Annotated in this window: 26 protein-coding genes and 1 other RNA gene; 9 read left to right on the forward strand and 18 right to left on the reverse strand. The window is 64.7% G+C overall.

Translation table 11 applies throughout. The features are described 5' to 3' along the window. Position 1: 1 nt before the first annotated feature. The 4 genes from ilvN to miaA all read right to left on the reverse strand — a co-directional run bounded on the left by ilvN (position 2) and on the right by miaA (position 4,581). Positions 2–544 (reverse strand): acetolactate synthase small subunit, encoded by a 543-nt coding sequence (ilvN, locus tag NLM15_RS34470; RefSeq protein WP_254122374.1) that lies wholly within the window; start codon positions 542–544, stop codon positions 2–4. 23 nt (positions 545–567) lie between these two features. After that, entirely contained in the window at positions 568–1,539 is a 972-nt protein-coding gene (locus NLM15_RS34475; protein ID WP_254122375.1) for a threonine dehydratase, read from the reverse strand. 4 nt (positions 1,540–1,543) lie between these two features. Continuing rightward, positions 1,544–3,319 carry an acetolactate synthase 3 large subunit gene (locus NLM15_RS34480; RefSeq protein WP_254122376.1) on the reverse strand — a complete coding sequence of 592 codons (1,776 nt, stop codon included), beginning with the start codon at positions 3,317–3,319 and terminating at the stop codon, positions 1,544–1,546. Positions 3,320–3,648: 329 nt separating this feature from the next. Further along, on the reverse strand, positions 3,649–4,581 hold the full coding sequence (miaA, locus tag NLM15_RS34485) for a tRNA (adenosine(37)-N6)-dimethylallyltransferase MiaA (protein ID WP_254122377.1): 933 nt from the start codon (positions 4,579–4,581) through the stop codon (positions 3,649–3,651). 135 nt (positions 4,582–4,716) lie between these two features. Here miaA and NLM15_RS34490 point away from each other — a divergent pair, with 135 nt between their 5' ends. Further along, a complete protein-coding gene (locus NLM15_RS34490; protein ID WP_254122378.1) occupies positions 4,717–6,435 on the forward strand; it encodes a hypothetical protein in 1,719 nt (572 codons plus the stop codon). 100 nt (positions 6,436–6,535) lie between these two features. Then, positions 6,536–7,441: a phosphoserine phosphatase SerB gene (gene serB / locus NLM15_RS34495; RefSeq protein ID WP_254122379.1), complete on the forward strand. Its 906-nt coding sequence runs from the start codon at positions 6,536–6,538 to the stop codon at positions 7,439–7,441. Between the two features lie 143 nt (positions 7,442–7,584). Here serB and NLM15_RS34500 read toward each other — a convergent pair whose 3' ends face one another. From NLM15_RS34500 to NLM15_RS34555, 12 genes are all read right to left on the reverse strand, one after another. Then, the gene (locus NLM15_RS34500; protein WP_254122380.1) at positions 7,585–9,084 is read right to left on the reverse strand and encodes a Do family serine endopeptidase; all 1,500 of its coding nucleotides are present in this window, start codon (positions 9,082–9,084) and stop codon (positions 7,585–7,587) included. Positions 9,085–9,241: 157 nt separating this feature from the next. Further along, complete coding sequence (locus NLM15_RS34505) at positions 9,242–9,448, reverse strand: DUF2065 domain-containing protein (RefSeq protein WP_025038031.1); 207 nt, start codon at positions 9,446–9,448, stop codon at positions 9,242–9,244. A gap of 71 nt (positions 9,449–9,519) precedes the next feature. Next, the gene (hflC, locus tag NLM15_RS34510) at positions 9,520–10,416 is read right to left on the reverse strand and encodes a protease modulator HflC (RefSeq protein WP_254122381.1); all 897 of its coding nucleotides are present in this window, start codon (positions 10,414–10,416) and stop codon (positions 9,520–9,522) included. After that, the gene (gene hflK, locus NLM15_RS34515) at positions 10,413–11,549 is read right to left on the reverse strand and encodes an FtsH protease activity modulator HflK (protein WP_254122382.1); all 1,137 of its coding nucleotides are present in this window, start codon (positions 11,547–11,549) and stop codon (positions 10,413–10,415) included. The genes hflC and hflK overlap by 4 nt, the downstream gene beginning before the upstream one ends. A 153-nt stretch (positions 11,550–11,702) precedes the next feature. After that, complete coding sequence (locus tag NLM15_RS34520) at positions 11,703–12,212, reverse strand: dihydrofolate reductase (RefSeq protein WP_254122383.1); 510 nt, start codon at positions 12,210–12,212, stop codon at positions 11,703–11,705. Further along, positions 12,212–12,697, reverse strand: a complete 486-nt coding sequence (locus tag NLM15_RS34525; protein ID WP_254122384.1) for a GNAT family N-acetyltransferase — start codon at positions 12,695–12,697, stop codon at positions 12,212–12,214. The genes NLM15_RS34520 and NLM15_RS34525 overlap by 1 nt, the downstream gene beginning before the upstream one ends. A 5-nt stretch (positions 12,698–12,702) precedes the next feature. After that, a complete protein-coding gene (locus NLM15_RS34530) occupies positions 12,703–13,497 on the reverse strand; it encodes a thymidylate synthase (RefSeq protein ID WP_254122385.1) in 795 nt (264 codons plus the stop codon). Between the two features lie 170 nt (positions 13,498–13,667). Continuing rightward, on the reverse strand, positions 13,668–14,648 hold the full coding sequence (locus NLM15_RS34535; RefSeq protein WP_254122386.1) for a tripartite tricarboxylate transporter substrate binding protein BugD: 981 nt from the start codon (positions 14,646–14,648) through the stop codon (positions 13,668–13,670). Positions 14,649–14,788: 140 nt separating this feature from the next. Beyond that, on the reverse strand, positions 14,789–16,303 hold the full coding sequence (locus NLM15_RS34540) for a tripartite tricarboxylate transporter permease (RefSeq protein WP_254122387.1): 1,515 nt from the start codon (positions 16,301–16,303) through the stop codon (positions 14,789–14,791). Between the two features lie 7 nt (positions 16,304–16,310). Further along, on the reverse strand, positions 16,311–17,072 hold the full coding sequence (locus tag NLM15_RS34545; protein WP_254122388.1) for a tripartite tricarboxylate transporter TctB family protein: 762 nt from the start codon (positions 17,070–17,072) through the stop codon (positions 16,311–16,313). 93 nt (positions 17,073–17,165) lie between these two features. Beyond that, positions 17,166–17,696, reverse strand: coding sequence for a chromate transporter (locus NLM15_RS34550; protein WP_254122389.1), 531 nt, complete (start codon positions 17,694–17,696; stop codon positions 17,166–17,168). Then, positions 17,693–18,298, reverse strand: coding sequence for a chromate transporter (locus NLM15_RS34555; protein ID WP_254122390.1), 606 nt, complete (start codon positions 18,296–18,298; stop codon positions 17,693–17,695). The genes NLM15_RS34550 and NLM15_RS34555 overlap by 4 nt, the downstream gene beginning before the upstream one ends. A gap of 96 nt (positions 18,299–18,394) precedes the next feature. Here NLM15_RS34555 and ssrA point away from each other — a divergent pair. The 7 genes from ssrA to NLM15_RS34590 all read left to right on the forward strand — a co-directional run bounded on the left by ssrA (position 18,395) and on the right by NLM15_RS34590 (position 23,928). Next, positions 18,395–18,762, forward strand: a transfer-messenger RNA (tmRNA) gene (gene ssrA, locus NLM15_RS34560). A 113-nt stretch (positions 18,763–18,875) separates the two neighbouring features. Beyond that, complete coding sequence (locus NLM15_RS34565) at positions 18,876–19,394, forward strand: SspB family protein (RefSeq protein ID WP_254122391.1); 519 nt, start codon at positions 18,876–18,878, stop codon at positions 19,392–19,394. 87 nt (positions 19,395–19,481) lie between these two features. Further along, positions 19,482–20,915 (forward strand): class II fumarate hydratase, encoded by a 1,434-nt coding sequence (gene fumC, locus NLM15_RS34570; protein ID WP_254122392.1) that lies wholly within the window; start codon positions 19,482–19,484, stop codon positions 20,913–20,915. A 276-nt stretch (positions 20,916–21,191) separates the two neighbouring features. Next, positions 21,192–21,380, forward strand: a complete 189-nt coding sequence (locus tag NLM15_RS34575; RefSeq protein WP_254122393.1) for a DUF4169 family protein — start codon at positions 21,192–21,194, stop codon at positions 21,378–21,380. Further along, positions 21,377–21,631, forward strand: a complete 255-nt coding sequence (locus NLM15_RS34580; protein WP_027529561.1) for a ribbon-helix-helix domain-containing protein — start codon at positions 21,377–21,379, stop codon at positions 21,629–21,631. Before NLM15_RS34575 ends, NLM15_RS34580 begins: the two co-directional genes overlap by 4 nt. A gap of 115 nt (positions 21,632–21,746) precedes the next feature. Beyond that, a complete protein-coding gene (locus NLM15_RS34585; protein WP_254122394.1) occupies positions 21,747–22,022 on the forward strand; it encodes a FeoA family protein in 276 nt (91 codons plus the stop codon). Between the two features lie 34 nt (positions 22,023–22,056). Next, the gene (locus tag NLM15_RS34590; RefSeq protein ID WP_254122395.1) at positions 22,057–23,928 is read left to right on the forward strand and encodes a ferrous iron transporter B; all 1,872 of its coding nucleotides are present in this window, start codon (positions 22,057–22,059) and stop codon (positions 23,926–23,928) included. A 194-nt stretch (positions 23,929–24,122) separates the two neighbouring features. Here the strand turns inward: NLM15_RS34590 and NLM15_RS34595 are convergent, their stop codons facing one another. Next, on the reverse strand, positions 24,123–24,440 hold the full coding sequence (locus tag NLM15_RS34595; protein ID WP_254122396.1) for a hypothetical protein: 318 nt from the start codon (positions 24,438–24,440) through the stop codon (positions 24,123–24,125). A 20-nt stretch (positions 24,441–24,460) separates the two neighbouring features. Next, the gene (locus NLM15_RS34600; protein WP_254122397.1) at positions 24,461–24,931 is read right to left on the reverse strand and encodes a DUF302 domain-containing protein; all 471 of its coding nucleotides are present in this window, start codon (positions 24,929–24,931) and stop codon (positions 24,461–24,463) included.

Consider the following 24,931-nt stretch of genomic DNA (forward strand, 5'->3'; position numbering starts at 1 on the left):
TTCACATTCCTTCAGGTCCGCGGCCGATCGCGGCAACGCCGGTACGCGACACCTCGACAAGGCCGAGCGGGCGCATCAGGTCGATAAACTGGTTGATCTTGTCCGTATTGCCTGTGATCTCGAACACAAAGCTCTCGGTGGTGGCGTCGATCACGCGGGCGCGGAACGCATCCGCCAGCCGCAGCGCCTCGACACGATGCTCGCCCTGCCCGCGCACCTTGACCATCGCCAGCTCGCGTTCGATCGAGCGCTTGGTCTGGGTCATGTCGACGACGCGATAGACCGGGATCATGCGGTCGAGCTGGTGCTTGATCTGCTCGATCACCATCGGCGTGCCCGTGGTGACGATGGTGATGCGCGACAGATGCTTCTGCGCTTCGGTCTCCGAGACCGTAAGGCTCTCGATGTTATAGCCGCGGCCGGAGAAGAGGCCGATGACGCGCGCGAGCACGCCGGGCTCGTTCTGCACGAGCACCGAGAGCGTATGCGTCTCGTTGGGATCGTGGCGGTCCTCGATGAAGTAGGCGGATGCGGGCTGGTTCATGGTCGTCCCCTCTTGTCTCTCCGTCACGCCATCGCTGGCGCCTCTGCCCCGACCCAACTGCGGAACAGATCGAAATCGATATTGCCGCCGGACAGCACGAGACCGACGCGCTTGCCTGACAGCTTGTTCTTTTCCTGAAGCGCCGCAGCGAGCGCGGCGGCTCCCGCGCCTTCAGCGAGATTGTGCGTGTCGGTCCAGTAGGCGCGGATCGCGGCGGCGACTTCGTCGTCGGAAACCTGCACGATGCGCGCGGCCCCCTTCCGGATCAGCGCGAACGCGTCTGCGTCGGGAATGCGCGTGGCCATGCCGTCGGCCAGCGTGTTGCTGGTCTTCGTCGTCACGACCTTGCCGGCCGCCAACGACAGCGCGTAGGACGGCGCTTCCGTGGACTGCACGCCGACGATCTCGGTCTTCAGGCCCAGCAGGTCGCGCGCCATGATGCAGCCGGAAATTCCGGACCCTTGCCCGATCGGAACATAGAGAACGTCGAGATCCGGCGCCGTCCGGAACAGTTCGAGCGCATAGGTGGCGACGCCGAGCACGAGATCCGGATGGAACGACGGCACCATGTGCAGGCCGGTAAACTGGGCGCGCCGTTGCGCCTCTTCGGCGGCGGCCTGAAAGTCCTCGCCGTGCTCGACCAGCTCGGCGCCAAAGGCCTTCATCGCGCGGTTCTTCTCGACCGAGTTGCCGCGGGGCACGTAGATCACTGCCGGCACGCCATGGCGGCCCGCGGCGAATGCCAGGCTCTGGCCGTGATTGCCGCGCGTCGCAGAGATGATGCCCGGAATGTCCGGCCGCTCGCGCTTCAGCCGTTCGAGATAGACGAGACCGCCGCGCACCTTGAAGGCGCCGATCGGCGTGTGGTTCTCGTGCTTGACGATGACCTGCGTCCCGAGGCGCTCGGCGAGCAGCGGCCAGCCGCGTGCCGGCGTCGCCGGCACCGCCTGCCCCACGATCGCATGTGCGCGCTCGAGCTCCGTCAGGTCGAACATGGGCTCACACCAGCGCCTTGCCGCCGGCGAACGCCTTGGCGGTGGCCTCGTCGTTGGCCTGCTCGGGCAACAGCATCTCGTTGTGCGCCTTGCCGGAGGGGATCATCGGGAAGCAGTTTTCGAGCGCCGCGACGCGGCAGTCGAACAGCACCGGGCGCTTGACCGAGATCATCTCCTGAATGGCACCTTCGAGATCGGACGGCTTGTGCACCTGGAGGCCGACGCCGCCATAGGCTTCCGCGAGCTTGACGAAATCCGGCAGCGCTTCCGAATAGGAATGCGACAGCCGGTTGCCGTGCAGCAGCTGCTGCCACTGCCGCACCATGCCCATGTACTGGTTGTTCAGGATGAAGATCTTGATCGGCAATTCGTACTGCACCGCCGTCGACATCTCCTGCATCGTCATCTGCACCGAGGCATCGCCCGCGATGTCGATGACGAGGCTGTCGGGATGCGCGACCTGCACGCCGATCGCGGCCGGCAGGCCGTAGCCCATGGTGCCGAGACCGCCCGACGTCATCCAGCGATGCGGCTCCTCGAAGCCGAAGAACTGCGCCGCCCACATCTGGTGCTGGCCGACCTCCGTCGTGATGTAGGTGTCCTTGCCGCGCGTCGCATCGAACAGGCTCTGGATCGCGTGTTGCGGCAGGATGACGTCGTTGCTCTTCTTGTAATAGAGCGAGTTACGGGCGCGCCACTGCGCGATCTGCTGCCACCACGCCTTGATGTCGGGCTTCTTCGCCTCCGCCTTGAACACCTGGAGGATGTCGCCGAGGACGTTGCCGCAGTCGCCGATGATCGGCACGTCGACGCGGATGTTCTTGTTGATCGAGGACGGGTCGATGTCGATGTGGATCTTCTTCGAGCCCGGCGAGAACGCATCGACGCGGCCGGTGATGCGGTCGTCGAAGCGTGCGCCGACGCACAGCATGACGTCGCAATCATGCATGGTCATGTTGGCTTCGTAGGTGCCGTGCATGCCCAGCATGCCGAGCCAGTTCTTGCCCGACGCGGGGTACGCACCCAGGCCCATCAGCGTCGAGGTGATCGGGAAACCCGTGACCTCGACCAGCTCGCGCAGGAGCTTGGTTGCCTCGGGGCCGGAATTGATGACGCCGCCGCCACTGTAGATCACCGGGCGCTTGGCATTGGCGAGCAGCGACACCGCCTTGCGGATCTGCGTCGCGTCGCCCTTCACGCGCGGCGCGTAGGAGCGGTGCACGTCCGACTTGCGCGGCGGATGATAGGTGCCGGTCGCGAACTGCACGTCCTTGGGCACGTCGACGAGCACCGGGCCGGGACGGCCGGAGGTCGCGACATAGAAGGCCTCGTGCAGCACCTTTGCGAGATCGTTGACGTCGCGCACCAGCCAATTGTGCTTGGTGCAGGGCCGCGTGATGCCGACCGTGTCGCACTCCTGGAACGCGTCGTTGCCGATCAGATGCGTCGGCACCTGGCCGGAGATGCAGACCAGCGGGATCGAGTCCATCAGCGCGTCGGTCAGCGGCGTCACCATGTTGGTGGCGCCGGGTCCGGAGGTCACCAGCGCAACACCCGGCTTGCCCGTCGAGCGCGCATAGCCCTCCGCGGCATGGCCCGCGCCCTGCTCGTGGCGGACCAGAATGTGCTGGACCTCGCTCTGCTGGAAGATCTCGTCATAGATCGGAAGCACGGCGCCGCCGGGATAGCCGAAAATGTCGGTCACGCCATGATCGATGAGCGCGCGGACGATCATCGCGGCGCCGGTCATCTGGTTCGGATCGTGGCTTTTGTCGCTCATTGTCTTGCTCCGGATGCGCTGTTGTCAGCGGCTTCGTTCGTGTCGGTTTCGGGAAATAAAAAAGGCCCCGAAGAGGGACCCTGCACACCGCCTGTCATGTGGATGGCAGCTAGCCACCCCCGGCGGTGTGCCTGGGTACGACGGCGATAAGGAGTTTGGTAATAATGTTGCGCATGACGGACGCTCGGCTTCCCAAAGGTTGCGCGAAACATAGCGGCCAAAGCCTGGATGTCAAGGCGATGCGGCCGTTCCCGCGCGATTTTGGCAGTGTAGCGGTGTTCCCGGGGTTCGGCGAGGGGTAAATTCGGGAACCCGGGTACAAAAACGCGTCAGCCGGGACCCAGGACCGCGCTAACGGCTGCGGCCAGCCAGCCCCTCGCCTCCTCCAGCTTCACCCATTCGAAATCGGGCAATTGATGCCGGAACCAGGTGAATTGGCGCTTGGCATAGTGGCGGGTGTCGGCCCGGCCGATCGTGGCGGCGTCCTCCAGACTGAGTTCGCCCCGCAGGTGCCGGATCATCGCCGGCACGCCATGGGCCTTCATGGCCGGCAGCAGCGGATCGAGCTGCCGGGCGGCAAGCCGCTCGACCTCCTTCAGCGCCCCGCCACCGAGCATGGCGTCGAAACGCGCATCAATGCGGGCATAAAGCTCGTCACGCTCGGGCGCGAGAAAAACCGCGCGAAAACTGTCCTTCGACAGCAGCGGCGGTTGGCCCTCATGGTGCCAGTCCAGCAGCGAGCGGCCGGTCGCCTCGATGACTTCGAGGGCGCGCGCGATCCGGGTGCGGTCACGCAAGTTCAATCGTTCGGCGGCGCGCGGATCGCGGCGCGCGAGTTCCTCGTGCAGCGCCTCCACGCCGTTCCGCTCCAGCCGCGCGCGCACGTCCTCGCGCACCTCGGCGGGAATCGGCGGCACCACGCTGAGGCCCGCCGTCAGCGCCTTGAAATAAAGCCCCGTGCCGCCGATGAAAATCGGCAGGCGTCCTTCGGCTTTCGCCTCTTCCAGCGCCTTCGCCGCGTCGGCCACCCAGGCGCCGGCCGAGAAGTTCACGGCCGCATCGACGTGGCCGTAGAGACGGTGCGGCGCGCGCGCTTCCTCGCCATGTGTGGGGCGCGCGGTGATGATGCGGAGGTCACGATAGACCTGCATGGAATCGGCATTGATGACGATTCCGCCCGCGCTCAGCGCAAGCTCCAGCGCCAGCGCCGACTTGCCGCTGGCGGTCGGGCCTGCGATCAGGATGGCGGCGGCTTGGCGCATGGGAGCCGGATCACGTTGCACAACATCCGCATTGCATTTTTGTGCCGCCTTGTGCAACAATTACTGGTTGCTTATTATGTTCTTATCGCACTTTGCTTGCTTAATCTCATTTTGAAGCATCGATTGGAGAACGTCATGAAAAGCGACCATCCGTCGAAACAGAAGCAATTCACCGCCATCACAACAAGCGTGCTCGCGGCGTTGCTCGCCGTGCAACCGGCAAGCGCGCAAACCGCCCTTCCCCCCGACGTCATGCAATCCTGCACCGTTCAGGCCTCGGAGTTCGCGAACTGGTTTGCCGGGGGCAGCTCGGCGAAGGACGGCCTCGTCGTTCCCGCAAACAGTCTCGCGTTCGGCTCGGGTCCCGATTGCAACTTCTACAAATGGTCCGTCCAGATGTTCCTCTGGCTGACCTCTCCGCGCGGCCCCGGCAAGCACGTATTCAGCTCGTCCCAGTTTTATGGCCTCTCGGTGCCAGCAGGTGACAAGCGCAAGCTCATCCCGCAAGACGACAACACGGTGCTGAGCTTCGCGCCGTCGATCTCGCTCGTCGGAGACAAGGGCTTGGACGTCGTAGCCGACAGCAAGGGAACCATACGCAACGTCGTGCGCGCGCAGACCGGACGGGCTGGCAGCGCGCTCTTTCGCGACAAGACCGGCAAGCCGATCGATGTCGCGCGCGTAGCGGCCTCGGTCAGCGGCAAGCCGCTGCTTCTCGACGATACGAACAAGGTGCTCGACGTCGAAACCACGGCGAGTGGTGCGCCCGTGCTTAGCGATGCTTCCGGCAAGGCGATCAATCTCGCCGACGAAACCGTGACCGTCGACGGTGTCCAGCGCCTGTTGACGACCTCCGGCGACGTTGTCGAGCTCGGCCAGGCCGGCGGCGGCGCAGTGCTGGTGACGCGGAACAACGGCCTCGTCTACTACCTGCTCCAGGTCAACGACGTGTTCGCCTATTTCAGCACGGGCGCAACCGACGGCAAGTTTTCTCCCGTGCCGACCGAATTTCCATCGGAGGCCTCCCTTCTGAGCAAGATCACGGACGTTGCCAGGAACGCGCCGGCACCTCACGCCAGGCCGGGATTCCAGGACAGCATCGCGCTCGCCATGGAGCTGAAATCGTCCTGGGTCGAGGCTTCGACACTCAGCAATCCGCAAGACTATTTGACCATCAAGGCGACCGTTCCCGGTTTCGACACCTCAAATCCCCAGAAGTGGGTTCACACGTCCCCAAAGACCGTCGATCTTGCACTGGTCGGATTTCATGTGGTCGGGAGTGCTCTCGGTCATCCCGAAATGATCTGGGCCACGTTCGAACATGTCAACAACGCCCCCAACCAGAAATACGTTTACAAGACCACGTTGGGGGCCGAGGCTACCGTACCTGCCGACGGCAGCGGATCGTGGCTGTTCTCGAGTTCTGGAGCTTCGAGTCCCGCGTCACCGCGGATGACGGTTGACGGAAATGGCGACATCGTCGCGTCCGGCGCCAATGGCACGATCGGTGCCGTGGACGTGACTCGGGCGAATGCCTGGGGCACGCCCCTCACGGACACGGCCGCGGTTGCCAACAACACCAACTTGATCTCCATCAACCGCAGCATCCTCGGTCAGATGCCGGCTGGGGATGTGCGCTCGAAGTACATCATGATCGGATCGACCTGGACCAGCGATGGGAAGGCACCCGCGGGTGCAAACGTCGTCGGCACCAAGACGCTCGCCAATTCGACCATGGAAACGTTCAAGCAGAACCTGAATTGTCTCTCATGCCACCGTGGCGATATGCTCGGTACGAGCAGCGGTGGCGGTCTCAGCCATGTCTGGGGGCTGATTACGCCTCTCTTTCCCTAAGAGCCGGTCTGCAAAAGATATTGATGCGGTACGGCGACTTGCCGGTAGAGCAAGGTCCTGCGATAAGCACGACCTTGTTCAACCTCCCATACCGGCCTGCATGTCCCTCGTCGCCACGCTGATCTGCAACCCTGACAATCCCGCGCTCGACTCTACCATTGTCGACGGCGCCCGCGCCGTGCTGCCCCACGCAGCGCCGGCGCACTGGCTGTTCGACGGCGTTGCGGTCGACATCCCCTTCGGCGCGCAGGATAACCTCGAAGGCGACCGCCACGCCATCGAGCAGCGGTTGCGCGAGCTTCGCGGCGATCTCCCCATCGACATCGTGGTGCAGCCTGTCGGCTTCCGGCGCAAGAAGCTCTTTCTCGCCGACATGGATTCCACCATGATCGGGCAGGAATGCATCGACGAGCTCGCCGATCTCGTCGGGATGAAAGCCCACGTGGCCGCCATCACCGAACGCGCGATGCGCGGCGAGATCGAGTTCGAGCCGGCGCTGCGCGAGCGCGTCGCACTTCTGAAGGACCTCCCTGCCGGCGTGGTCGACGAGGTGCTGGCCAAGCGCATCACATTGACCCCGGGCGGCCGCGAGCTGGTCGCGACCATGCGCGCGCACGGCGCCTATACCTGTCTGGTCTCCGGCGGCTTCACCCTGTTCACGAGCGCGGTCGCGGCCAGGATCGGCTTCCAGGAGAACCGCGCCAACGAGCTCGTCGTGCGCGACGGCAAATTCACCGGCGAGGTGAAGGAGCCGATCTTGGGGCGCGCGGCAAAGCTCGCGACGCTGGTGGATTTGATGGAGTCGTTCGATCTCGACGACATCGACTCCGTCGTGGTCGGCGATGGCGCCAACGACCTCGCGATGATTCAGGCGGCGGGGCTCGGCGTGGCGTATCACGCCAAGCCTGCGGTCGCGGCCGCGGCTGCCGCGCGGATCGACCATGGCGATCTCACCGCGCTGCTCTATGCGCAGGGGTATCGGCGCGACGAGTTCGTGGAGGCGTAGAGCCTCCCCTCCGCTGTCATCACCCGCGAAAGCGGGTGATCCAGTATTCCAGCGACAAAGCGAGGATACGGAGAAGCCGCGGCGTACTGGATGCCCCGGTCAAGCCGGGGCATGACAGTTGAGTGTGGGGCCAAGACCGCCCCTTATTGCACGCTCAGCGCCACGAAGCGCAGCTCGCCGTCGGCGTTGGAGACCAGCAGCAGCACGGACTTCTTGCCGTCCTTCTTGAGCTGGTCGACCCGCTTCTGGATGTCGGCGCCGCTGGAGACGGACTCCTGCGCCACCTCGACGATGACGTCGCCGGCGGAGAGGCGCTTCTCGGCAGCGTCCGAATTGGCGTCGACATTGGTGACGACCACGCCCTTGACGCTGTCCTTGATCTTGTAGCGCGTGCGCAAATCCTTGCTGAGCGCCGCAAGATCGAGACCGAGCGCCTTCTGCGTCACCGGCTTCTCGGGCGCGGGTTCGTCGGTCTTCACCGCGGCCTGCACCTTGTCGGGATCCTGGAGGCGGCCGAGCGTGACCTTCTTGGTCTCCTCCTGGCCCTTGCGGATGATGACGACGTCGACCTCCTTGCCGACCGCCGTGTCGGCGACGACGCGGGAGAGATCCTTGGGGTCCTTGACGTCCTTGCCGTCGAACTTGACGACGACGTCGCCGGGCTCGATGCCGGCGGGCTTGGCCGGGCCCTTGTCGTCGACGCCGGCGACCAGCGCACCGCGCGCGGGCTTGATGTTGAGGCTCTCGGCGATCTCGTCGGTGACGCTCTGGATGCGCACGCCCAGCCAGCCGCGGCGCAGTTCGCCGAACTGGCGGAGCTGGTCGACCACGGCGACAACCGTCTTCGAGGGCACGGCAAAGCCGATGCCGATCGAGCCGCCGGAGGGAGAGATGATCAGCGTGTTGACGCCGATGACGTCGCCATCGAGGTTGAACAGCGGACCGCCGGAATTGCCGCGATTGATGGAGGCGTCGGTCTGGATATAGCTGTCATACGGCCCCGAGGAGATGTCGCGGTTCTTGGCCGAGACGATACCGGCCGTCACCGTGCCGCCGAGACTGAAAGGATTGCCAATCGCAACCACCCAGTCGCCGAGGCGCAGCTTGTCGGAGTCGCCGAACTTCACGGCGACCAGCGGCTTCGGCGGCTTGAACTTCAGCACGGCAAGGTCGGTCTTCTTGTCGACGCCGACCAGCTCGGCCTTGATCTTGGTGCCGTCGTTGAGGATGACGTTGATCTCGTCGGCATCCGCGATGACGTGGTTGTTGGTGACGACGACACCCGCGGTGTCGATGATGAAGCCGGAGCCGAGCGAGTTGGTCTTGCGCGGCGGGTTGTCGCCACGCTCGCCGCCCTTGCTGCCGCCGCCGGGACCCCTGCGGTTCTTGAAGAAGTCGTCGAAGAACTCCTCGAAGGGCGAACCGGGCGGCAGTTGCGGCATGGTGTTGCTGCCGCCGCCCTTGGCTTCGACGGTCTGCGAGGTCGAGATGTTGACGACCGCGTCGATCACCTTTTCGGCGACGTCGGCGATGCCGTCCGGTCCGCGCGCAAAGGCAGGTGTGGCGAACGCGCTGAATGCACTGACGGCGAGCGCGGCCAGCCCTAAGCGCAAGCGGGTCGGGGCAATGGTGGCAGCGGTCATTGGTATCTCCAGAGAAAAGGATAAGGCGCCAAGGATTCGCCTCCAAGACTGCGCTCGAACGGGGGGACGGCGCAAGCGCGGAGCTTCACGGGGCTCAAGACCCGGACAATACGGCGAAAACCAGTCTCTCGCCTTCACTTTGGCGTTGGCGCGACGCCTAAATCGGACGGCGCATAACCCAGATCAGGACCAGGCCGGCCACGGCCGAACCGATCCCAACGGCCCGCAGGATATTGTCCGGCGTGGCGATGGCGCTCTTCATGGCCTTGCGCATCCAGTTGGGACTTGCCGCGAACATCAAGCCTTCCAGCACGAACAGGATGCCTAAGCCGATGAGGAAGTCGGCGAACGCAATGGACCTCATCGGATTGGAACCTCCCGTTATACTGTTCTTGTCTGGACGAAGGGCGGCCAGACCGGCCGCCCTTGTCTAGCTTACGGCTTCGCCGGCGTCGCGGTCGTCGTCTTGCCGGACGGGCTACCAAAATACCGGAAGAAATCCGACTCCGGCCGCAGCAGGAAGCGGGTGTCGTTCGACTTCAGCCCGTTCTCATAGGCCGTCATCGACCGGTAGAAGGCGAAGAAGTCGGCATCCTTGCCGTAGGCCTCGGCGAACAGGCGGTTGCGCTCGGCATCGCCCGCGCCGCGGGTCTGATCGGCCTGCGAGTTGGCTTCCGCGATGATCACGGTCGCCTCGCGGTCGGCCTTGGAGCGGATCTCCTGCGCCTTCTGGCCGCCCTGTGCGCGGAACTCGGCAGCTTCGCGCTCGCGCTCCGTCTTCATCCGCAGGTAGACCGCCTGGCTGTTCTGCTCGGGCAGGTCGGCGCGCCGGATCCGGACGTCGACGACCTGGATGCCGTAGCCGTCGGCCTCGCGATCGAGCTGGTCGCGGATGCGCAACATCAGCTTCTCGCGGTCGTCACGCACGACGTTGATGAAGGTGACCTCGCCGAGCACGCGGCGCAGCGCCGCATTCAGGAGCGTGGTGAGCTGGATGTTGGCGGCCTGGATCGAGCCGACGCTCTGATAGAAGCGCAACGCGTCCTTGATGCGGTAGCGCGCGAAGGCGTCGACCACGAGACGCTTCTGGTCGGACGCGATCGCTTCCTGCGACGGGTTCTCCAGATCGAGGATCCGCTTGTCGATGTTGATCACCGAATTCCACGGCGCCTTGAAGTGCAGGCCGGGCGCGGTGACGACGTCGACGGGGCGGCCGAACTGCAGCACGATGGTCTGCTCGGTCTGCTGCACCGTGAACAGCGACATGTAGCCGACGATCACGACCAGCAGGAGGGCGAGCAGCGTGACGATACCTGTGACCGGAGACCTCATCGGGTGGCTCCGCTCGATTGCTGACCGGTGGTAGGCGGCCGCTTGGTGGTCAATTCGTTGAGCGGCAGGAAGGGCACGACGCCCTGGCCCGAGGAGCCGCCGTCATAGACGAGCTTGTCGGCACCGCCGAGCACGCGCTCCATCGTCTCCAGATAGATCCGTTCACGCGTCACGTCGGGCGCCTTCTTGTATTCCTCGTAAACCTTCAGGAAGCGCGCGCTCTGGCCCTTGGCCTCGGCGATCGCCTGCTCCCTGTAACCTTCGGCGTCCTGCTGAATCTTGGCCGCACGGCCGCGCGCCTGAGGAACGACCTGGTTGGCGTAGGTCTGCGCTTCGTTCTGCAGCTGCTCGAGATTGGCGCGTGCCGCCTGGACGTCGCGGAACGCATCGATCACCTGCGCGGGCGGATCGACCTTCTGCATCTGCACCTGCGTGATCTGAATGCCCGCGCCGTAGCTGTCGAGGGTGCGCTGGATCAATTCCTGCACGCCCTGCTCAGTGACGTTGCGCGCGCCGGTCAGGATCGGCTGGATCTGCGAGCGGCCGATCACCTCGCGCATCGCGCTCTCGGCGACCGCCTTCACGGTGCCTTCGGGGTTCTGGATGTTGAAGAGGAAGTCGCCGACGCCGTCCGGCTTGATGCGCCAGAGCACGGTGAAGTCGACATCGACGATGTTCTCGTCGCCGGTCAGCATCAGGCTCTCTTCCGGCACGTCACGAATGGAACGGCCGCGCCGCGCCGGATCGTCGATCAGCGTCATGCCGATGGAGATGGTGTTGACGCGCAGCGCCTTCGGCAGCAGCACGGTCTCGATCGGATAGGGCAGGTGATAGTTCAGACCCGGCTGCACGGTGCGGACATGCTTGCCGAAGCGCAGCACGACGCCGAGCTCTTCGGACTGCACCCGGAAGAAGCCCGACAGCAGCCAGAACGCGATGATGAGCAGGATGATCAGCGTGATGCCGATGCCCGAGAAATAACCGCCCGGCATGATCTGCTGGAGGCGGTCCTGGCCGCGCCGCAGAAGGTCTTCCAGATCCGGCGGCCTCGGCCCGACCGGTTGCGGGCCGTTGCCCCAAGGTCCCTTCGGACCCGAGCCCCATGGGCCACCGCCCTGATTCTTCCACGGCATTCGACGCTCTCCTCGGCAGGGTGGAATTGCCCCCGCCCGCATTGTCCGGTCCGGCTTTATAGGGGACAGGCAAGTCCCTTACAACGCGGCCTGGGCCGCCTTCCGAGCTAAGCTCGGGCACGAAAAAGTCAATGTTAACATTGGCGAATGCGGTTAATGGCCCGCCCGCCGACGATATGTCACATAGGAGTAGTCGGCGCTGTCGTTGGGTCCGGCGGGATGACGGATGCGCTCGACCTCATCCCACTCGGCCTTGTCGATGTCGAAATGCGTGTCGCCTTCGGGGCGCGCATGCACTTCCGTGATTTCGAGGCGATCGGCGCGGTCCAGCCATTGCCGAAAGATCTCGGCGCCGCCGATCACCGCGATCTCGGCGACCGAACGCCGCAGGGCATCGCCGCGCGCGACTGCGCCTGCATCGGCAGCCGACGTCGTGACGATGGCACCATTGGCGCGATAATCCGCATCGCGCGTGATGACGATGTTGGTACGGCCCGGAAGCGCCCGCGGCAGGGATTCGAAGGTCTTGCGGCCCATGATCACGGGCTTGCCGATCGTCAGCGCCTTGAAGCGCGCCATGTCGGACTTCAAGCGCCATGGCATCGCGTTGCTCGCGCCGATGACGCCGTTCTCCGCAATCGCGACGACGAAGACGATCTCCATCAGGACGCGCTCCCGGCAAGCCGTGTCAGCGCGGGGCCGGTGACGCGGCACAGCGTCCAGTCGTCCATCATGACGGCGCCGAGCGATTTGTAGAACGCAATCGACGGCGCGTTCCAGTCGAGCACCGACCATTGCAGGCGCGACCAGCCGTTGTCGACGCACTCCTTCGCGAGGTAGGCCAGCAGCGCCTTGCCGAGGCCCCTGCCCCGATGCGACGGCCGCACGAAGAGATCTTCGAGATAGATGCCGTGGCGGCCGCTGAAGGTGGAGAAATTCGCAAACCACACCGCAAAGCCGACCGCCTCGCCGTCCCACTCGGCGATCGCGCAATGGAGTTGCGGTCGTTCGCCGAACAGCGCTTCCGCAATCATCGCCTCGGTCGCCTCGACCTCGTGCGAGAGCTTTTCGTATTCGGCGAGCTCCCGGATGAAAGCAAGAACGAGCCCGGCTTCGCCGGCGCGCACACGGCGGATGTTGAGCGACATCTGCGCTAGACCGCGACTTCCGCCTTGATGTGCGGATGCGGATCGTAGCCGACGAGCTCGAAATCCTCATAGCGGAAGGAGAAGATGTCCTTCACATCGGGATTGATCCGCATCACCGGCAACGCGCGCGGCGCGCGCGTGAGCTGAAGCCGCGCCTGCTCCAGATGATTGGAATAGAGATGGGTATCGCCGAGCGAATGCACGAAGTCGCCGGGCTTCAAGCCCGTGACCTGCGCCACCATCAAGGTGAGCAGCGCGTAGGAGGCGATGTTGAAGGGGACGCCGAGGAACACGTCGGCCGAGCGCTGATAGAGCTGGCACGACAGTTTGCCGTTCGCGACATAGAACTGGAACAGCAGGTGGCAGGGCGGCAACGCCATCTTCTCGACATCGGCCGGATTCCAGGCGGTGACGATCAGCCGGCGCGAATCCGGGGTGCGCTTGATCATGTCGATGACGTTGGCGATCTGGTCGATGCTGCGCCCGTCGGCCGTAGGCCAGGAGCGCCATTGATGGCCGTAGACCGGCCCGAGATCGCCGTTGGCGTCGGCCCACTCGTCCCAGATGGTGACGCCGTTGTCGCGCAGATATTTGATGTTGGTGTCGCCCTTCAGGAACCAGAGCAGCTCGTGCACGATCGCCTTCAGCGGCAGCCGCTTGGTCGTCAGCATCGGGAAGCCGGCGGACAGATTGAAGCGCATCTGATGGCCAAACACGGACAGCGTGCCGGTGCCGGTCCGGTCGGTCTTTTCGGCGCCGTCTGAAAGAATCCGCTCGAGCAGGTCCTGATACTGGTGCATGTGCCAATGAGCCTTTGGGGAGGCGGCGAACTTAACGGCGCCCTCCGCGCTGCGACAGCGGCGATTCGCTATCCTCCCTGATTATACCCGGAAAAGTGAGCGTTCCCGGCACAAACGACGAGGGGCGGAACTGACGTCCCGCCCCTCGCCTATCGGCTTGAAAGTGCTGGCTAAGTTGCCGGCTTGAGCACCGGGGTCCACTTCGCGATCTCGTTCTTGACCAGGGTCGCCAGCGCCTCCGGCGTCCGGTCCTTGGGCGCCGGGATCACGCTGCCGAGCTCAAGCAGGCGCTTCTTCACGGTCTCGTCGTCGAGCGCCTTGACGGCGGCGGCGTTCAGGCTCGCGATGATCGCAGGCGAGGTTCCCTTCGGCGCGAACATGGCATTCCAGGCCTGGGCCTGGAAATTCGGAAGGCCCGCCTCCGCCGTCGTCGGTACGTTCGGCAGCGACGGATTGCGCTCGGGCGTTGCGATCGCATAGGCCTTGATGGTGCCGGCATTGATCTGCGGCACGGCGTTGACGATCTGGTCGCACATGTAATCGACCTGGCCGGCCACCAGCGCGTTCATCGCCGGACCGGTGCCGTTGAAGGGCACGCCAACCGGCTTGACGTCGAGGATGGAGTGCAGCAGCTCGCAAGAGACGTGCGAGACCGAGCCGACGCCGGCATGCGCGGCGTTGACCTTCTCGGCGTTGGCTTTCACGTAGGCGACGAACTCCTTGAGGTCCTTCGGCGGAAAGTCCTTGCGCGCCAGGATCAGGATCGGCGTGCCCGCGAGCAGCGCGACCGGCTCAAAATCCTTTTCCGGGTGGTAGGCCAGCTTCGGGTAGAGCGGCACGGAGGCGGCATGCGTGCCCATATGCCCGGTGATGAGCGTATAGCCGTCATTGGCCGCGCGCGCGGCACGCGCGGTCGCGGTGGTGCCGCCAGCGCCGACCACGTTCTCGATGATGATGCTCTGTCCGAGCGTCTGCGCCATATGCCCTGTGACGATGCGCGAGATCACGTCGGTCGGACCACCGGCCGCGAACGGCACGATCATGGTGATGCTGCGCGTCGGATAGGTCTGCGCCTCCGCCGGTGCGGCAAAGGCGCACAATGATGCGAACGCCGCGGCGCATGCGCCTGCAAGTGCGCGAATGGAAGTCATGTCGATCCCCTCTGACATAAGGCAAAATGCCGGCCACAGGGCCGGCATTTTCATTTCACGAAGCCATCGCACAAGTCGATTCGACTTCCGAATGCGGCGCGCCGACGCAGGGCGCGGCGACGACGCAGGGCGCGGCGCGGTCAGTTCTCGGATTCGGTGAACACCTCGTCGCGCTTGGCACGCAGCACGGGCAGGACCGTGAGGATCAGCAGAAACGCCGCGATCGCCAGCAGTACCGCCGACAACGGACGCGTCAGGAACACGCTCCAGTCGCCGCGCGAGATCAGAAGAGCACGACGCAGGTTCTCTTCCATCAGCGGTCCGAGCACCATGCCGAGCAGCAGCGGTGCCGGCTCGAAATCGTGCTTGATCAGCCAGTAGCCGACCAGACCGAAGACGCCCGCGAGGATGACGTCGACCGGCGCGTTGTTCACCGAGTAGATGCCGATCGCGCAGAAGATCACGATCGAGGGGAACATCAGCCGGTAAGGCACGCGCAGCAGCCGCACCCAGATTCCGACGAGCGGCAGGTTGATGATGATCAGCATCAGATTGCCGATCCACATCGAGGCGATCATGCCCCAGACCAGATCCGGCTGCTTCTGCATCACCTGAGGGCCCGGTACGATGCCGTGGATCGTCATCGCGCCGACCATCAGCGCCATCACCGCGTTCGGCGGGATGCCGAGCGTCAGCAGCGGGATGAAGGAGGTTTGTGCCGCGGCGTTGTTGGCGCTTTCTGGCGCCGCCACGCCCTCGATCGCGCCGCGGCCGAACCGCCTCGGATCCTTCGCGATCTTCTTCTCCAGCGTATAGGCAGCGAAGGACGCGATGACCGCGCCGCCACCCGGCAGGATGCCGAGGATCGAGCCGAGCACGGTGCCGCGCAGGATTGGCGGCGTCGAGTCGATCAGATCCTTCTTCGTCGGCATCAGGCCGGTGATCTTCTGCTGCACGAGGTCGCGGTTCATCTCGGCGCCGGCGTCGAGATTGCGGATGATCTCGGCGAAGCCGAACACACCCATCGCCACCGTCGCGAAGCCGAGACCGTCGGCAAGCTCCGGAATGTTGAAGGCCATGCGCGAGGCGCCGGTCTCGATGTCCGAGCCGACCATCGACAGCAGCAGACCGAACACGATCATCGCGATCGCCTTCAGCACCGAGCCCTTGGCGAGCACCACCGCGAAGATCAGGCCGAGCACCATCAGCGAGAAATACTCGGCCGGACCGAACGCCAGCGCAAGTTTCGTGAGCGGCGCGCCGAGGACAGCGATCAAGATGGTCGCGACGCAGCCGGCAAAGAACGAGCCGATCGCGGCGATCGCCAGCGCCGGGCCGGCGCGGCCCTGCTTGGCCATCTGGTGGCCGTCGATGGCAGTGACGACCGATGTCGCCTCACCTGGTATGTTGACCAGGATCGACGTGGTCGAGCCACCATACTGGGCGCCGTAATAGATGCCGGCGAGCATGATCAGCGCGCCGACCGGCGGCAGGCCGAAAGTGATCGGCAGCAGCATCGCAACCGTCGCGATGGTGCCGATGCCCGGCAACACGCCGACCAGCGTGCCCACGAGGGCGCCGATCAGGCACATCAGGAGATTGATCGGGGAGAACGCGACGGCGAAGCCGTGAGCGAGGTTGGCAAAAATATCCATCACGCCCTCACTGGATCAGGAAACGCGGAAACATCGGCATCGGCAGCCCGAGCACGTATGGGAACAGGATTGCGCAGCCGAGCGTCAGGCATGCGCCGACGATGGCCGCTTCCAGCCAGCGCGTCTCGTGCGAGCCCACCGCCGCGATCATGAAGCTGACGAAGGCCGTGACCACGAGGCCGAGCGGTCGGATCGCCAGCGCGAAGAAGAGGATCGCGGCCATCACGAACAGCGGCCCCCGCCAGGAGTAGTGGGCTAGCGCCGCCCCCTCCGTCAGGAGGCCCGTCAAGGCGATGCCGGCGGACAAGGCGACCAGCAGTCCGCCGAACATCCGCGGCGCGGTCCCTGCGCCGAAAGAGAAGCCTCGCATGCCCTGCAGATCACTCGACGCCCACAGCGCGAACAGGGCGACCGCCATCAGGACGACGCCGCCGATATAGTCCTGCGCGGACCGGATCTTCATGAACAGCGTGAGGATCGCGACTGCAAACAGCGGGTAGGAATAGATCAGCGCCAGCAGCACCTCAGCCGACGCCTTCTTGGTACCGCCGCCGAACGATCCGAATAAGGCACCGGGCGCGCCGACGAGCAGCGCCGTCGCATGGCTGGTCACGACCGTCGCCGGGCCGCGCCCGGCGCCCCAGCCGAAGATCGTCCCGATTGACCAGATGAATTCGAAAATCTGCGGCGCAATCGCCAGCAGGCAGAAGCCGAGCGCCACCGACGTATTTCGGGTGGCAGTCGCTGAGTGGCCCATCGTGTCGGCCATGCTTGTCTCCTCCGCGACTTCTAAGTCACGAGCACTGTTGTTCTAATCGGCTGGAATGGATCCCCCACCCGGATCACTGCCTAGCGATTTTCATCACACAATGCCAGCAAAACCCAACAGGCCCCCGGCGAGCAAAAGCCATAGTGGATTGATGCGCGAGATCGATGCGACCACCGCAACCACCGCGGTCAGAAGCAGCGCAGCAATGGTGCGATCGGTCGACTGGGCCAGGATCAAGGCGCTGGCTGCCATCAATCCGATCGACAGCGGAACCAGTGCAGCCTGAATCAGGCCGGGCCAGCGCGACTGGCTGGGCCGGTTCAGGAGCCGGCTGACATAATAGGCAAGCAGCGCCGTCGGCAGGCACATCGCCAATGTCGCCGCCAGCGCGCCGGGGATGCCGGCGACGGCATAGCCGATTAACGTGACGATAAGGACGTTCGGACCTGGCGAGAGCTGCGCGATCGCATAGGCGTCGGCGAACTGCTTGTCGGTCATCCAGTGATGCACATCGACGGCGATGCGGTGCATCTCGGGCACGGCCGCCGCGGCACCGCCGACCGCGAACAGCGACATTAGACCAAAGGTGGAGATCAGCGCCCAGATCGGGTTCTCACTGTTCATGCTGCTACCTTCCGCCGCATCAGGAAGGTCACGCCGATGCTGACGGGGATCGCGACCAGCAGCACCGCCTGGAGCGGCAGGCGGAGCACGCCGATCGCAACGAACACGCCGAGCATCAGAATGAGCACGACGACGTCCATCCGCTTGATCAATGGCATCATCATGCGGAAGACCACCGCGATCAGGAGGCCGACCGCCGCGCAGGAGATGCCCGCGAGGATGCGGCGCAGCACCTCCACATCGCCGAACCGGGCGTAGATGATGGCGAGCACGGTCATGATCACCGTCGGCGGCAGCAACAGCCCGGTAAAGGCGGCAACGCCGCCGGCGATCCCGCGCAGCCGCGACCCGAACACCATCGACAGGTTGACGATGTTGGGCCCGGGCAGGAAATGGCAGAGCGCAAAGGTCTCGTTGAACTCCTCCGCCGTCATCCAGCGGTGCTGATCGACGATGGCGTGGCGGGCAAACACCAAAACCCCGCCGAAGCCGGCCAGCGACATCCGGGCGAAGGCCAGGAACAGCGCAACGAGGCCGGGTGGAGGGGCGTGGGTAGCTGGACGGTCCGGCTCTTGGGCGGCCGGTGCTGAATCCGGGGACATGTCAGGAGCTTAGAACGCAGTCCGCCATGCGGCCAAGATCATACCGAAGGCCGGCCGGAACCTATCCAAAGAGAACCGTGGGGTCTCCGCTCGAAACCTCTGTTTTTTGAAACCTTTGCCCCCTATATTGGGGGTGCCGGTTCGCCGGCTATGGAAATAAACGGTCGTCGCAATAAACCATTCGGACCCGGGGGCGGTACCCGGCGCCTCCACCAAAGCCCACCAGCGGGCTAGCCCTGTAAGCGGGCTTTGGCGGGGGCGAAATAGGATCGACGAGGGCGTAAAGGGCGTGCTTTTTCCCGGTATTGTTCCGCCGTTATCGGGCTACTGCAATAGTTGCCAACGACAACTTTGCTCCGGTTGCTCAGGCTGCGTAACGCAGTTTGAAAGACCATCTTAAAGTCCTAACGGGTTAAGCTCCGTTAGGCGGGGTTCGGAGGCACCTGGCAACAGAAGCCTCCACTTACCTCTTATTTCCTTCCCGGCGGGGACTCCTGCTGACGCGTCAGGCGCGGTACTATTGCGGCTTGGCGAGTCGGGCCGGCGGGGCCGACTCCGGGAATGCGACAGGACCATCATGGCGACCGATCATATCCGATACGATGTGCTGGCCCGCGACGCGCTGCGCGGCGTGCTGCGGAAGGTGCTGACCGATGCCGCGTCCCATGGACTGCCGGGCGAGCACCATTTCTTCATCACCTTCGTGTCGAAGGCCGAGGGGGTGAAGCTGTCGTCGCGGCTGCTGGCGCAATATCCGGAAGAGATGACGATCATCCTCCAGCACCAGTTCTGGGACCTGACCGTGCTCGAGGACCGTTTCGAGGTCGGCCTGTCCTTCGGCGGCATTCCGGAGCGGCTGATCGTGCCGTTCAGCGCGATCAAGAGCTTCCTCGATCCGTCCGTGAAGTTCGGCCTCCAGTTCGACACCTCCGATGTCGCCGAGGTCTCGCCCGAGACATTGCCGGCCGCTCCCGCACCGTCGGCCGTCGCGGTGCCCGCGCCTGCCACAGAGCCGGCAGAGAGCACAGACGAGCCGACCGCTCCGAACCAGGGCGGCGCCGAGGTGGTGCGGCTCGATCGTTTCCGCAAGAAATGATCTAGGTTGGGCGCGAAACGGTCGCGCCGGCCAAACTGCCTATATAGAAGAGCACATGAAGAGGCCGCGCGGCGTTCGTGCGGCAGGATGGATGTGCTCATGGCCAAGGCTGCCCGCTCGAAGACCTCGTCTCCCGCCACCCGCATCGAGACCGACAGTTTCGGTCCCATCGAGGTCCCCGCCGATCGCTATTGGGGCGCGCAGACCGAGCGCTCGCGCCAGAATTTCCGCATCGGCATCGACCGCATGCCGATCTCGCTCGTGCATGCGCTCGGCATCGTCAAGCTCGCCGCCGCACAATCCAACCTCGCGCTCGGCCTGCTCGACCAGCGCCGCGCGAACGCCATCATCCGCGCCGCGCGCGAGGTAATCGAGGGCAAGCTGGACGATCATTTCCCGCTTGTCGTGTGGCAGACCGGCTCGGGCACCCAGAGCAACATGAACCTCAACGAGGTCATCGCCAACCGCGCCAATGAGCTGCTCGGCGGCAAGCTCGGCGCCAAGGAGCCGGTGCATCCCAACGACCACGTCAACATGAGCCAGTCGTCGAACGACTCGTTCCCGACCGCGATGCATATTGCGGCCGCAAGCCGCATCAATGCCGATCTCGTCCCTGCCCTCGGCGAGCTGCTCCGCGCGCTCCGCAAGAAGGAGAAGGAGTTCGGCAAGATCGTGAAGATCGGCCGCACCCACACCCAGGATGCGACGCCCCTGACGCTCGGCCAGGAATTTTCCGGCTATGCCGCCCAGGTCGAAAGCGGCATCGCCCGCCTCAAGGTCGCGGTGAAGGACCTCTATCCGCTGGCACAGGGCGGCACCGCCGTCGGTACCGGCCTCAACTCGAAGCCGCGCTTTGCGAGGCTGTTCGCAAAGCACGCCGCCGGGATCACCAAGCTTCCCTTCACCAGCGCCGCCAACAAATTCGAGGCGCTGGCCTCGAACGACGCCTATGTGCTGGCGCATGGTGCCATCAATTCGGTCGCGACGGGCCTGTTCAAGATCGCCAACGACATCCGCCTGCTCGGATCGGGCCCGCGCTCGGGCCTGGGCGAACTGATCCTGCCGGAGAACGAGCCGGGCTCCTCGATCATGCCCGGCAAGGTCAACCCGACGCAGTGCGAGGCGATGACGATGGTGTGCTGCCAGGTGTTCGGCAATCACACTGCGATCACGGTCGCCGGCAGCCAGGGCCATTTCGAGCTCAACGTCTACAAGCCCGTGCTCGCCTACAACATGCTGCACTCGATCCGCCTGATGGCGGACGCCGCGCGCTCCTTCACCGAACACTGCGTCAGCGGCATCCGCGCCGACGAAAAGCGCATCAGCGACCTGATGCAGCGCTCGCTGATGCTGGTGACCGCGCTCGCCCCGAAGATCGGCTACGACAACGCCGCCAAGGTAGCGAAGACGGCGCACGCCAACGGCACCACGCTGAAGGAGGAGGCGCTGCGGCTCGGCTTCGTCTCGGCGGCCGAGTTCGACCGCCTGGTGCAGCCGGAGAAAATGACGCAGCCCGGATGAATTCCGAATTCCGATAGTCATCCGTAATGATACGGAGCCCCGGGAAGCATAAATATAAGGCTTAAAGGACAGGATTTGATTACCGTCAATGTTGCGGGGAGGCGGCGTGCTACGCCGGCCTCTCCGCCCTTGACGGGGCTAATTCATCGTTTGATGGCCCAGAGGCCGATTGACGAGGACGAGCGAATGGCGATCAAGTCTTGTGGGGCGCATCGCGCCACCCTGTTTCTGAATGTTTCATCTTGTCTGAGGAGGATCGGATGATGGAGACGCGGCATGGGGAACGTCATCAACCTGAATCGTTTCAGGAAGCGCGCCGAGCGGGAAGCCTCGGCGAAGCGGGCGGACGCCAATCGGGCGAAGTTCGGCCGCACGAAGGCGGAGCGGTCGGCGGAGGAGACGCACGCGGACAAGGCGAAGGCGCATCTGGACCAGCATCAGATCGATCGCGAGGATCAGTCATGAAGTCGCCCGTCGTGAAACGATCGATCGTGGTCGCCGGCCACAAGACCAGCGTCAGCCTGGAAGAGGCGTTCTGGAACGGCATGAAGGAGATCTCGGGCCTGCGTAACATGACGCTGTCCGAACTCGTCGGCGAGATCGACGGCGCCCGCCAGCAGGGCAATCTGTCCTCGGCGATCCGCCTGTTCGTGCTCGACTACTTCAAGAGCCGCGCCATGGCCGCCATCCAGCCGGAAAAGGTCCCGGCCCAGTAGGCGTCAGGGGCGCTTTTCCGGGCGTCCCCCGATCTGCACTTTAAAATCACTCTAAGGTGCAGTTTCGACCGACCCGCGCGCTTGACCTCAATGCCCTGCGTTGAAAATACAGGGCATGACCGACACCAATGACACGCGTTCGCGGATGCCGCTGGGCCTGGCCCAGCGCGGCTATATCGGCGTCATCCAGCACCTTTCCGCCAAGGACGCGGGCTCGGCGCTCTCCGACATCGAGCTCGAGAGCCGGCTGATCGAGCTCGGCTTCGTCGAGGGCGCCCGGATCGAGGTCCTGCACGAGGGGCTGGTCGGGCGCGACCCGATCGCCGTCCGTGTCGACAACATCACGATCGCGGTCCGCCGTCGTGAAGCCATGGCCATCATCGTCGCTTAGATGCCGACCGGACCCCGATCCAAGGCCTGATCCCATGGAATTACCCCTGCTGCATCTCGCCCTGGTCGGCACGCCAAACAGCGGCAAGACCTCGCTGTTCAACGCGCTGACCGGCAGCCGGCAGAAGGTCGCGAACTATCCGGGCGTCACCGTCGAGCGCAAGGAAGGCTTCTTCGTCACGCCCCTGGGCCGCCAGGTCTCCGTGGTCGACCTGCCCGGCACCTATTCGTTGCGCGGCCGCAGCCCAGACGAGGAGATCACCCGCGACTTCGTGCTCGGCAAGGCCTCCGGCGAGACCGTGCCCGACCTCGTGCTGTGCGTGGCCGACTCCACCAATCTGCGCCTGACCATCCGCTTGCTGCTGGAGCTGAAGCGCACCGGCCGGCCGATGATCCTCGTCCTCAACATGTTCGACATCGCGAGCCGCCGCGGCATCACCGTCGACGTCGCGCGGCTCGCCAAGGAGCTCGGCGTGCCCGTGGTCACCTCGATCGCGGTGCGCAAGAGCGGCACGGCCGATCTGCTGGCTCTGACCGACGAGATCTCGGCAAAACTCGCCGAAGAGCCGCAGGAGAACAACTGGCGCGCGCTCAGCGTCGCCGAGCTGCGCGCCACCCAGCGCGAGGCCGACCGCATCATTGCCGATTGCGTCAGCCTGCCTGCCAGACCCGACACCTGGACCGCACGGATCGATGCCGTGGTGCTGCACCCGGTCGGCGGACTGATCGTGCTCGCGCTGATCCTGTTCGTGATGTTCCAGGCGGTGTTCGCCTGGGCACAGCCGGCGATGGACCTGCTCAAGTCCGGCTTCGACGCGCTCGGGGAGCTCGTGCAGGCCACCCTCCCCGACGGCCTGTTGCAGAGCTTCCTTCAGAACGGCGTAATCTCGGGCGTCGGCAGCGTCATCGTGTTCCTGCCGCAGATCATCCTCATCTTCCTGTTCATCCTGCTGCTGGAAGATTTCGGCTACATGGCGCGCGCGGCATTCCTGATGGACCGCATCATGGGCGGCGCGGGGCTGCATGGCCGCGCTTTCATTCCGCTGCTGTCGAGCTTTGCCTGCGCCATTCCCGGCATCATGGCGACGCGCGTCATCGACGACAAGCGCGACCGTCTGACCACGATCCTGATCGCGCCGCTTATGACCTGCTCGGCGCGCATTCCCGTCTATACGCTGATCATCTCGGCCTTCATTCCGGCGAGAGACGTCTGGGGCTTCATCAACCTCCAGGGGCTCGTGATGTTCGGTCTTTACGCAGCCGGCATCACCAGCGCGCTGCTGGTCTCGTTCCTGATCAAGTTCTTCATGCTGCGCGACTATGCCCCGGCACCGTTCATGCTGGAGCTGCCGGACTACAAGATGCCGCGGCTGAAATCGATCGTGATCGGCATCTTCACCCGCGCCAAGATGTTCCTCTATCGCGCCGGCACCACGATCTTCTCGATGATGGTGCTGATCTGGTTCCTGGCCTCGTTCCCGCAGCCGCCTGCGGGCGCGACCGAGCCCGCCATCGACTTCAGCCTCGCCGCGATGATCGGCAAGGCGCTGGAGCCGCTGCTCGCCCCCGTCGGCTTCAACTGGCAGATCGCGGTGGCGCTGATCCCCGGCATGGCGGCGCGCGAGGTCGCGGTGGCCGCGCTCGGCACCGTCTATGCGATCGAAGGCGGCAAGGAAGCCGCCGAGCAGATCGGTCAGGTGCTGGCGACGAAATGGTCGCTCGCGACCGCGCTGTCGATGCTGGCCTGGTACATCTTCGCCCCGCAATGCGCATCCACGCTCGCCGTGATCCGGCGCGAGACCGGAAGCTGGACCTGGATGGCCGTGACCTTCCTCTACATGCTGGTGCTGGCCTATGCCGCGAGCCTCGTGACCTACAACGCCGCGGTCGCGTTAGGGGCGGGATAGCCCCCTCAAAACAAAAGCTGAGAAAACAACCCCATGCACAGTAGACGGGAGTTGTGAAATCAATGGCTTAGGCGGTGCGAGAATTGTCCACTAGCCCGGGTGGAGCGAAGCGTAATCCTCGCTACAGACTGCCCCGGTTGCACCGTCGGGCAAAACACTGGCACAATGACATCATCGCTCCCTGCGCTCGGCCGCTAGCGCGGGCCGCCCCGCTCATCCTCCGCATCGCTCTCCGGCTCCTGGATCAGCACCGCGGGCTCGTCATAGCCTTTGCGACTGCTGTAGAACACCAACGCCATCAAGCCGATGCCGACGACCAGCGAGAACGCGACGCCGAGCACCAGTGCGACATAGCCGGACGCCGGCACGCTCGTGTCCGTGCTGGTCCAGCCGAGATAGCCCAGAACGCACGCGGCCACGAGCATCGCGCATAACACCGCGATGACCAGCCATCTCGCGAGCTTGCCGCCTTGGGGAGTGGATGGCGCCTGTTGCCCGTCGGTGCTGTTCATGGACTCTCCTCAAGCGCTTGCTACGGCGCAGTCGCCTTGGTCGCGATCGCATGCAGGGCGCCGGTCATCGCGGTAACCGCAGCCTTGGCCGGCTCGCCGACACCATGACGCCCGGCGAGCCAGGCGGGATCGTTGTAGGACAGCCAGGTCGCGCCTTGTTCGTCCTGCCAGACCAGCGCTTTCAGCGGCAGGTCGATGCCGATGGTCTGAGCCTGCTGCATCAACGGCGTGCCGCCTTTGGCGTTGCCGAAGATGATGAGATCAGTCGGCCGCAGGGACAGGCCAACAGCGGAAGCGCCCGCGGCGTGATCAACATGGGCGAACACGGTAAGCCCCTTGGCGTTCACTTCGGCCTCCAGTCGCTTCATCGTGTCTTCGGGCCCGAAGCTGCTCTTGATGGTGATGAGTCCGTCTGCGGCCATTGCCTGTGTCTCCCATGAGCATATCGCGGCGATCAGAGCGAAGATTTTGACCAGTGCCGAAAGCCTCAT

The sequence above is a fragment of the Bradyrhizobium sp. CCGB20 genome (genome assembly GCF_024199855.1).
In the GTDB taxonomy this organism is placed as follows: Bacteria; Pseudomonadota; Alphaproteobacteria; order Rhizobiales; family Xanthobacteraceae; genus Bradyrhizobium.

Bases quoted from the DNA above. Each gene is read 5' to 3' on its own strand.
- ilvN (WP_254122374.1), bottom strand. From the start codon at position 544: ATGAACCAGCCCGCATCCGCCTACTTCATCGAGGACCGCCACGATCCC.
- NLM15_RS34475 (WP_254122375.1), bottom strand. From the start codon at position 1,539: ATGTTCGACCTGACGGAGCTCGAGCGCGCACATGCGATCGTGGGGCAG.
- NLM15_RS34480 (WP_254122376.1), bottom strand. From the start codon at position 3,319: ATGAGCGACAAAAGCCACGATCCGAACCAGATGACCGGCGCCGCGATG.
- miaA (WP_254122377.1), bottom strand. From the start codon at position 4,581: ATGCGCCAAGCCGCCGCCATCCTGATCGCAGGCCCGACCGCCAGCGGC.
- NLM15_RS34490 (WP_254122378.1), top strand. From the start codon at position 4,717: ATGAAAAGCGACCATCCGTCGAAACAGAAGCAATTCACCGCCATCACA.
- serB (WP_254122379.1), top strand. From the start codon at position 6,536: ATGTCCCTCGTCGCCACGCTGATCTGCAACCCTGACAATCCCGCGCTC.
- NLM15_RS34500 (WP_254122380.1), bottom strand. From the start codon at position 9,084: ATGACCGCTGCCACCATTGCCCCGACCCGCTTGCGCTTAGGGCTGGCC.
- NLM15_RS34505 (WP_025038031.1), bottom strand. From the start codon at position 9,448: ATGAGGTCCATTGCGTTCGCCGACTTCCTCATCGGCTTAGGCATCCTG.
- hflC (WP_254122381.1), bottom strand. From the start codon at position 10,416: ATGAGGTCTCCGGTCACAGGTATCGTCACGCTGCTCGCCCTCCTGCTG.
- hflK (WP_254122382.1), bottom strand. From the start codon at position 11,549: ATGCCGTGGAAGAATCAGGGCGGTGGCCCATGGGGCTCGGGTCCGAAG.
- NLM15_RS34520 (WP_254122383.1), bottom strand. From the start codon at position 12,212: ATGGAGATCGTCTTCGTCGTCGCGATTGCGGAGAACGGCGTCATCGGC.
- NLM15_RS34525 (WP_254122384.1), bottom strand. From the start codon at position 12,697: ATGTCGCTCAACATCCGCCGTGTGCGCGCCGGCGAAGCCGGGCTCGTT.
- NLM15_RS34530 (WP_254122385.1), bottom strand. From the start codon at position 13,497: ATGCACCAGTATCAGGACCTGCTCGAGCGGATTCTTTCAGACGGCGCC.
- NLM15_RS34535 (WP_254122386.1), bottom strand. From the start codon at position 14,648: ATGACTTCCATTCGCGCACTTGCAGGCGCATGCGCCGCGGCGTTCGCA.
- NLM15_RS34540 (WP_254122387.1), bottom strand. From the start codon at position 16,303: ATGGATATTTTTGCCAACCTCGCTCACGGCTTCGCCGTCGCGTTCTCC.
- NLM15_RS34545 (WP_254122388.1), bottom strand. From the start codon at position 17,072: ATGGCCGACACGATGGGCCACTCAGCGACTGCCACCCGAAATACGTCG.
- NLM15_RS34550 (WP_254122389.1), bottom strand. From the start codon at position 17,696: ATGAACAGTGAGAACCCGATCTGGGCGCTGATCTCCACCTTTGGTCTA.
- NLM15_RS34555 (WP_254122390.1), bottom strand. From the start codon at position 18,298: ATGTCCCCGGATTCAGCACCGGCCGCCCAAGAGCCGGACCGTCCAGCT.
- NLM15_RS34565 (WP_254122391.1), top strand. From the start codon at position 18,876: ATGGCGACCGATCATATCCGATACGATGTGCTGGCCCGCGACGCGCTG.
- fumC (WP_254122392.1), top strand. From the start codon at position 19,482: ATGGATGTGCTCATGGCCAAGGCTGCCCGCTCGAAGACCTCGTCTCCC.
- NLM15_RS34575 (WP_254122393.1), top strand. From the start codon at position 21,192: ATGGGGAACGTCATCAACCTGAATCGTTTCAGGAAGCGCGCCGAGCGG.
- NLM15_RS34580 (WP_027529561.1), top strand. From the start codon at position 21,377: ATGAAGTCGCCCGTCGTGAAACGATCGATCGTGGTCGCCGGCCACAAG.
- NLM15_RS34585 (WP_254122394.1), top strand. From the start codon at position 21,747: ATGACCGACACCAATGACACGCGTTCGCGGATGCCGCTGGGCCTGGCC.
- NLM15_RS34590 (WP_254122395.1), top strand. From the start codon at position 22,057: ATGGAATTACCCCTGCTGCATCTCGCCCTGGTCGGCACGCCAAACAGC.
- NLM15_RS34595 (WP_254122396.1), bottom strand. From the start codon at position 24,440: ATGAACAGCACCGACGGGCAACAGGCGCCATCCACTCCCCAAGGCGGC.
- NLM15_RS34600 (WP_254122397.1), bottom strand. From the start codon at position 24,931: ATGAGGCTTTCGGCACTGGTCAAAATCTTCGCTCTGATCGCCGCGATA.